The following is a 7,467-nucleotide window of genomic DNA, read 5'->3' as shown; positions in this document are numbered from 1 at the left end:
ATTGAGGCGCCCGGCCTTGTCGAAGGCTGCGGCCTGCTCCACGCCCACGTCGAACCCCGTGGGAATCTTCACGCGCGCTGAGAAGGCCCAAAAGCCCGCGGAGCAGGCACTGAACGCAATAGCCAAGACGTTGAAGATCAAGGGGTTGCAAAAACTCATATGCGTTCTCCAGGGGAGCCTGGTTCCTGTTGATGTGTGCTCCGCGGGGAATCCACGGAGGTCAGTTCTTCCGCAATTCAGAACAAGCTGAGATTTCGGCTGCGAGCAATGTCGTTCCAGATGCGATCCGGCACCGGATGGCGAGAGAAGAAGACCAACCGGTAGATCGAGCGCCCTTTGCCGTCGGAGATCAGTGGCATCTGACCACTGACCTTGAAACCCAAGTCTCCAACCGCCTTGCACCAGGCACTGAAGAACCATCCGGGCAAGCTGGATTTTGAGAGTGCATTCGTAGGCACCGCAGAACGCCAGCCAGGCAAGGCATGGTCGAACCGGTCCCGCTTGGGGTCCAGTTCCATGTCGATGTTTCGCGTCAAGTCCATCAGGCTGAAGTGGACGGCAAAGTCCACGTATTGCAGCTTGGCCAAACGCTCGATGATCGAGAACGACAGGTACTCTAGGTTGTACGGGTCGATGTAGGCCAATGCCAACGCCCCAAACGGGACAACCTGGATCATGGCATCGACTGTCTGGTTCGCAGGTCCTACAAAGGAGTGCACCGCGGCACCGGTAGCCGCAAGGCGTAACTCATTGGCACGGGCGCGCTCACTCTCGATGTCGCCCACCAGAACATGGGTGAAAGGCGCTCCGGACGCTACGGATTCGCGATATGCCACCACCGAGCCTCCGTCACGAGTGAAACTTTCTCCTTCGACTTGTATGCGGCCCGGGCCGCAGAAGGGATCGATCAACACTCGTTGCTTGAATTTCTTGCGGGCTTCGCGTGTGGCGTTGAGGTAGCGCGTGAGGTAGAGGTGTTTCTCCTCGGGGACCCATCGACCGACGCCGCGGCCATGAGGCCCTCGCTCTACGAGCAGTTCTGGGTGCGGATCATTTAATTCATCATCTGACTTGTCTGCTTTCAAGTGTTCTCCCTGATGCACAACGTGGCTGGATGAGAGCGCGCAATCTATGTCTCGCTGAAAATGTAAATGGAAAAATCTAAGTGGTTGTTGAAGGTGCAATAAGAAGCGCGGCGTTGCCGGCAAGGAATTCACGGTTAGCAAACATACTTTTCACTTAGACGTCAGACCTGCTCTGTTTTTTCGAGCCATTCTTCCCTGTAAGACGACCCGGTTGAGAATGTGTTGCTTGAATTAGGTAGTTCAGGCCGCTGGGGGCGCAGAGTGTTGTAGAAATGCCGGTAGGCCTCGATGACCGCGGCTGCCTCCTTTCGAGGTCTGAACCACTCCAGCGACAGACACTCGTCGCCCAGCTTACCGTTGAAGCTTTATCTGCGCCGCTCTGCTCGGCTTGGGGAGCCATCTCCTAGAAACTATTGATCCGAAGAAACCGGGCAGTTCACGGGTTGACCGCTTTTTTTGCCAGTTGTTATTTATACGATCAAGGACTGCCGAGTAGTTTTCGACTGTATTGGCGAGTTTTCGACTTTATTGACCTGTTTGCGACTTTAATTGGTCAGAACAGCCGTCAGGTCGCAGCCCCCACCGTCACTCCACCGTCACGCTCTTGGCCAGGTTGCGCGGCTTGTCCACGTCCGTGCCCTTGGCCAGGGCCGTGTGGTACGCCAGCATTTGCAGCGGCACCACGTGCAGCAAAGGGCTCAGCGCGCCGTAATGCTCCGGCATTCGGATGACGTGAATGCCTTCGCTGCTGGCGATGCGCGTGTCGGCATCGGCCAGCACATAGAGCACGCCGCCGCGCGCGCGCACCTCCTGCATGTTGCTCTTGAGTTTTTCCAGCAGCGCGTTGTTCGGCGCCACCGTCACCACCGGCATCGCCGCCGTCACCAGCGCCAGCGGCCCGTGTTTGAGCTCGCCCGCAGGGTAGGCCTCGGCGTGGATGTAGCTGATCTCCTTGAGCTTGAGTGCCCCTTCGAGCGCAATCGGGTAGTGCAGGCCACGGCCGAGGAACAGCGCGTTGTCCATGCGCGCGAAATCCTCGGCCCAGCTGATCACCTGCGGCTCCAGCGCGAGCACGGCCTGCAAGGCCACCGGCAGGTGGCGCATGGCTTTCAGGTGCTCGGCTTCGGCCTCCTCGCTCAGGTGCCCGCGCGACTGCGCCAGCGCCAGCGTGAGCAGGAACAGGCCCGCCAACTGCGTGGTAAAGGCCTTCGTGGACGCCACGCCAATCTCCACCCCCGCGCGGGTGATGTAGGCCAGCTCGCATTCGCGCACCATCGCGGAGGTGGCCACGTTGCACACGGTCAGCGTGTGTTTCATGCCCAGGCTCTGCGCGTGGCGCAGCGCGGCCAGCGTGTCCGCGGTCTCGCCGCTTTGCGTGATCGTCACCACCAGGGTGCGCGGGTTGGGCACGCTGGTGCGGTAGCGGTACTCGCTCGCCACTTCCACCTGCGTGGGGATCTTCGCGATGTCCTCCAGCCAGTACTTCGCGGTGCAGCCGCTGTAGTAGCTGGTGCCGCAGGCGAGGATGAGCACGTTGTCGATCTCTTTGAACACGCCGTACGCGCCGTCGCCAAACAGCTCGGGCGTGATGCCCTCCAGGCCTTCGAGCGTGTCGCCGATGGCGCGCGGCTGCTCGAAGATTTCCTTTTGCATGTAGTGGCGGTAGGGGCCGAGCTCGGCCGCGCCGCTGTGCGCCTGCACGGTCTTCACCGGGCGCTGTGCGGCGCTCAGCGCACGGCCTGCGCCGTCGAGCACCCAGTAGCGGCCCAGCTGCAGATCAACCAGGTCGCCCTCTTCCAGGTACACGATCTGGTCGGTCACACCCGCCAGCGCCATGGCATCGCTGGCGAGGAAATGCTCCGCACCGCCCTGCCCCACGCCCAGCACCAGGGGCGACCCGGCGCGCGCGCCCACCACGCGGTGCGGCTCGTCCTTGTGGAACACGGCCAGCGCGTAGGCACCACGCAGTTGCGACACCGCGCCCTGCAACGCGGCGAACACATCGCCTTCGTAGAGCGAGTCGATCAGGTGGGCAATGACCTCGGTGTCCGTCTGGCTCTCGAACACATACCCCTTGGCCTGCAGGGCAGCACGCAGTTCGTCGTGGTTCTCGATGATGCCGTTGTGCACCAGCGCCACGCGGCCGGCCGTGCCCGCGACAGCGCCCGGGCCGTGGCTGAAATGGGGATGCGCGTTGTGCACCGCAGGGGCCCCGTGCGTCGCCCAGCGGGTGTGCGCGATGCCAGTGCCGCTGCCGATGGACTCCTGCTGCACCTGCTGCGCGAGCTCGGCCACGCGCGACGTGCTGCGCGCGCGCTGCAGGCCACCGCTGTGCACCGCCACCCCGCAGGAGTCGTAACCGCGGTACTCCAGCCGCTGCAGACCCTGAACCAGCACGGGCACGATGTCACGCCCGGAAACCCCTGCCACGATGCCGCACATACTCGCTCCTGAAAAATGGAATGCGTGATGCTAAACACGGCGCCGAGAAATTAATGATCAAACAACGACTGCAGTTGGCTGATAATTTCCTGACACCATAAAAACCGTCAAATATTTCACCAAACTTGATTTTATGGAACCGATCGACATCGACGAAGCCGACCTGCGGCTGCTGGAGCTGCTGCAGGCCGATGCCTCGCGCAGCAACCAGGCGCTGGCCGAGCTCGCCCACCTCTCGCCGCCCACCAGCCTCAGGCGCGTCAAGCGGCTGCGCCAGCTCGGGCTGATCGAGCGCGAAGTGGCCTTGCTCAGCGCCGACCGCCTGGCCCCGCTGCTGGGCCACGGACTGACCGCGCTGGTCGAAATCACCCTGGAGCGCCAGGGGGCCGAACACCTGGACGCCTTCGAGGCCCGGGTGCTCCCCACCCCCGAGGTGCAGCAGTGCTACCGCGTGAGCCCGGGGCCCGACTTCATGCTGGTGGTGCACTGCGTGGACATGCCGGCCTACCTCGCGCTGGCACAGCAGCTGTTCACCAGCGACGCCAACGTGCGCAACATCAAGGCCTTCTTCAGCCTCAAGCGCGCCAAGTTCGACCCCCGGCTGCCGCTGGGCCGCGTGCGCAGCGGCGGGGGCAACTGAGCCGCTCGGTCAGCCACGCCGGGCAGGGATTCGATGCAAACCGCACGGAAAGAGGCCCCGCGTCGGTGCCGAGCGGTTGACGATCCAGGGCACCTGTCACACGCTCCTAAAATCCCACCACCCGATCCGCCCGGGTTCAAGGAGCTTGCATGGATGTTGTGACGATCGCGCTGCTCGGTGCCGCCGCCCTGGTGGTGCTGGCGCTGTGCGCCTGGGCGATCCGCCGCCTGCGGCGCCGCGAGTCGTCCGGCCGCGACGACCGGTATTCGCCGGAGCGCATCCTCACGGCCGAGCAGGCCCACATGCTGGATTACCTGCAGGACACCTTCCCCGGCCAGATCGTGCTGCCCAACATGATGCTCAAGGACATGCTGACGGTGCGCCGCGCGGCCGACCGCAAGCGCGCCGAAGAGCGGCTCTACGAGCAGAAGGTCGACTTCGTCGTCTGCGGCCAGGACGGGCGCCCCAGCTTTGCCTTCGACGTGGAACAGCACCACCTGAGCGATGCCAAGGCCAAGGCCCACAAGGTCAAGATCAAGAACCGCATCCTGAAGACGGCGGGGGTGCGCTTCGTCTTCCTCAAGAACGGCATCCACCGCATGCCCTCACCGGCCGACTTCCGGGCCCAGCTCAACCTGGCCGAGCTGCCCAAGCCCAGGAGCCGCGAAGAGCGGCGCGAGAACGCGCGCCAGCAGCTGGAGAGCCAGTTCTCCGGCTTCGATCAGCAGCACGGCAACACGGGCTTTCGCGAATCGGAAATCATGGGCATGAGCGGGCTGATGGACCTCAACCGCAACGGCCGCCGCGGCTTCGACGAGGCCCGGCTCAATGGCGACAGCGGATTCGACAGCCACGAACGCGTCGACAGCCGCTTCGACGGCAACTCGCACGACGTGCGAGGCCGGTAGAGAAGCCCCCCGCCGCGCTGCGGGCACTCTGTGCGCAAGCCCTTCGCGCCTAGCTTTTCTTCTTGGTCGGGCGCTGCCAGCCTTCCAGCACCATCTGCTTGCCGCGCGCGACCGCGAGCGCGCCGGGCGGCGTGCTCTTGGTCAGGGTGGAGCCCCCGCCCACCGTGCCACCCGCGCCAAGCGTGATCGGCGCCACCAGCACGCAATTGCTGCCCACGTGCACGTCGGCCTCGATCACCGTGCGGTGCTTGTTGGCGCCGTCGTAATTAGCGGTGATGCTGCCCGCGCCATAGTTCACCCGCTCGCCCACGGTGGCGTCGCCGAGATAGGCCAGGTGGTTGGCCTTGGCGCCCGCGGCCAGCGTGCTGTTCTTCACCTCCACGAAATTGCCGATGTGCACGTCTTCGCCCAGCTGTGCGCCCGGGCGCAGCCGCGCGAACGGCCCCACCAGCGCGCCGCGCCCCACCGACACGCCCAGCTTCTCGCCATCGATGTGGGTGAAAGGATGGATCACCGCCCCCGCGTCGATGGCCGCATTGGCGATCACGCAGTTCGCACCGATGCGCACGCCATCGCCGAGCTTCACGCGGCCTTCAAAAACGCAGTTGACGTCGATCTCGACATCCTGGCCGCAGAGCAACTCGCCGCGCACGTCCAGTCGCGCCGGATCGGCCAGGCGCACGCCCTGCTCCATCAGGCCATGGGCGAGCCGGCGCTGGTAGGCACGCTCCAGCTCCGCCAGTTGCACCGGGCTGTTCACACCCGCCACCTCCACCTCATCGCGCGTGGTCACCGCTCGCACCACCAGGCCTTGCGCCACGGCATGCTTGACCACATCGGTCAGGTAGTACTCGCGCTGGCTGTTGTCGTTGGTCAGCCCCTTGAGCAGCGGCTTGAGAAGGGCGGCGGGCGCGGCCATCACGCCGCTGTACCACTCGGTGATGCGCCGCTGCGCCTCGTTGGCGTCCTTGTGCTCCACGATGGCATGCACCGAGCGATCCGCGTCCACCGCGCGCACGATCCGGCCATAACCGGTGGCATCGCCCCCCGTGTCCACGCTCAGCAGCGCGAGGTGCTGGCCATCGCAGGCCTGCAGCAACGTCTCCAGCGTGGCCTGTCCGATCAGAGGCACGTCGCCGTTGAGGATCAGCACCACGCCGTCGTCCGCCAGCACCGGCACGGCCTGCTGCACCGCGTGGCCAGTGCCCAGCTGCGGCTCCTGGCGCACGAAGCGCAGTTTCGGCGCCGCGCTCTCGCCGCTGCCCAGTGGGGTCGTAAGGCCTGCTTCCACCTGCTCCGCGCCATGGCCGGTGATCACCACCACCGATCGCGCGGACAACCGCGCTGCGCAGTCAATCACATGCTGGGCCAGTGCACGCCCGCCCAAACGGTGCAACACTTTGGGCCGAAGGCTCTTCATCCGCGTGCCTTTGCCGGCCGCCATCACCACCACATCCACAGGGAACGACATGAACACCTCTTGCAGAGACGGTTTGCGCGGCGTTCTTGCCGGCCATCACCAGCCGGGCATTATCCCCCGCCGTGCGCTGCGCCTTGGCGCGCTGGTGACGCTGGCCATCCTCCTTGCCGCCTGCACCGCCACGCGCTTCGCCTACAACCAGGCGCCCACCCTGAGCTACTGGTGGATCGACAAGCACGTCGACCTGACCGACGCCCAGACCGCGCAGATGCGCGAAGACCTCAAGGCCTTCTTCCAGTGGCACCGCCGCCAGGAGCTGCCCGCCTACGCCACCTTGCTGCGCCAGTGGCAGATCCTGGCGGTGGACCAGGTCTCGCCTTCGCAGGCCTGCGCCCAGTTCGAGGACATCCGCCAGCGGCTGGAGCGGGCGGCGGCCGAAACCGTGGAGCCGTTCGCGCGCCTGGCCCTGCAGCTGACGCCGGACCAGTTGGACAACCTCAAGAAGCAGCAGGCCGAGAGCAACGAGGAATTCGAGAAGGACTTCCTGCGCGGCAGCCCCGAGCGGCGCCTGAACAAGCGGCTGGACAAAGCCGTCGAGCGCAGCGAGTCGTTCTACGGCAAGCTCAACCCGGAGCAACGCGAACTCCTGCGTGGCTGGCTGCAGCAGTCGCCCTTCGACCCGCAGCGCACCCAGGCCGAACGCCTGCGCCGCCAGGCCGACCTGCTGCAGACCATCCGCGACGCGCAGGCCACGCCGGCCAAAGCCGAGCAACTGGTGCGCGAGCACATCGCGCGCATCCGCCAGTCGCCCGAACCCGGCTACAACGCCTACAGCCAGGCGCTCGTGCGCCAGGGCTGCGCCCAGTTCGCCACGCTGCACAACGCCACCACGCCCGAGCAGCGCGCCAACGCCGTGCGGGTGCTCAAGGGCTACGAAGGCGACTTGCGCACGCTGAGCGCGCAACGCTGAAG

6 protein-coding genes and 1 pseudogene are annotated in these 7,467 nt (G+C 65.2%); 3 read left to right on the top strand and 4 right to left on the bottom strand.

The annotated features are described in order from the left end of the window. Window positions 1-236: 236 nt before the first annotated feature. From tcmP to glmS, 3 genes and pseudogenes are all read right to left on the bottom strand, one after another. Window positions 237-1,085, bottom strand: coding sequence for a three-Cys-motif partner protein TcmP (tcmP, locus tag KIT86_RS17405; RefSeq protein ID WP_297400642.1), 849 nt, complete (start codon window positions 1,083-1,085; stop codon window positions 237-239). Between the two features lie 254 nt (window positions 1,086-1,339). After that, window positions 1,340-1,450, bottom strand: a pseudogene (locus KIT86_RS17400) (integrase core domain-containing protein); the annotation flags it as partial. Window positions 1,451-1,670: 220 nt separating this feature from the next. Continuing rightward, a complete protein-coding gene (glmS, locus tag KIT86_RS17395; protein ID WP_297400640.1) occupies window positions 1,671-3,527 on the bottom strand; it encodes a glutamine--fructose-6-phosphate transaminase (isomerizing) in 1,857 nt (618 codons plus the stop codon). A gap of 133 nt (window positions 3,528-3,660) precedes the next feature. Here glmS and KIT86_RS17390 point away from each other — a divergent pair, with 133 nt between their 5' ends. Together KIT86_RS17390 and KIT86_RS17385 are read left to right on the top strand one after the other, a co-directional pair. Next, the gene (locus tag KIT86_RS17390; RefSeq protein WP_291121612.1) at window positions 3,661-4,167 is read left to right on the top strand and encodes an Lrp/AsnC family transcriptional regulator; all 507 of its coding nucleotides are present in this window, start codon (window positions 3,661-3,663) and stop codon (window positions 4,165-4,167) included. A gap of 149 nt (window positions 4,168-4,316) precedes the next feature. Next, the gene (locus KIT86_RS17385) at window positions 4,317-5,075 is read left to right on the top strand and encodes a DUF2726 domain-containing protein (protein ID WP_297400637.1); all 759 of its coding nucleotides are present in this window, start codon (window positions 4,317-4,319) and stop codon (window positions 5,073-5,075) included. A gap of 49 nt (window positions 5,076-5,124) precedes the next feature. Here the strand turns inward: KIT86_RS17385 and glmU are convergent, their stop codons facing one another. Continuing rightward, window positions 5,125-6,546 carry a bifunctional UDP-N-acetylglucosamine diphosphorylase/glucosamine-1-phosphate N-acetyltransferase GlmU gene (gene glmU / locus KIT86_RS17380; protein WP_297400636.1) on the bottom strand — a complete coding sequence of 474 codons (1,422 nt, stop codon included), beginning with the start codon at window positions 6,544-6,546 and terminating at the stop codon, window positions 5,125-5,127. Between glmU and KIT86_RS17375 the strand changes: the two genes are divergently transcribed. Continuing rightward, a complete protein-coding gene (locus tag KIT86_RS17375) occupies window positions 6,545-7,465 on the top strand; it encodes a DUF6279 family lipoprotein (protein ID WP_297400634.1) in 921 nt (306 codons plus the stop codon). The genes glmU and KIT86_RS17375 overlap by 2 nt on opposite strands. Window positions 7,466-7,467 lie beyond the last annotated feature (2 nt).

This window comes from Hydrogenophaga sp. (assembly GCF_026125825.1).
Taxonomy (GTDB): Bacteria; Pseudomonadota; Gammaproteobacteria; order Burkholderiales; family Burkholderiaceae_C; genus Hydrogenophaga.
This window is presented reverse-complemented; position numbering and strand designations above follow the sequence as displayed.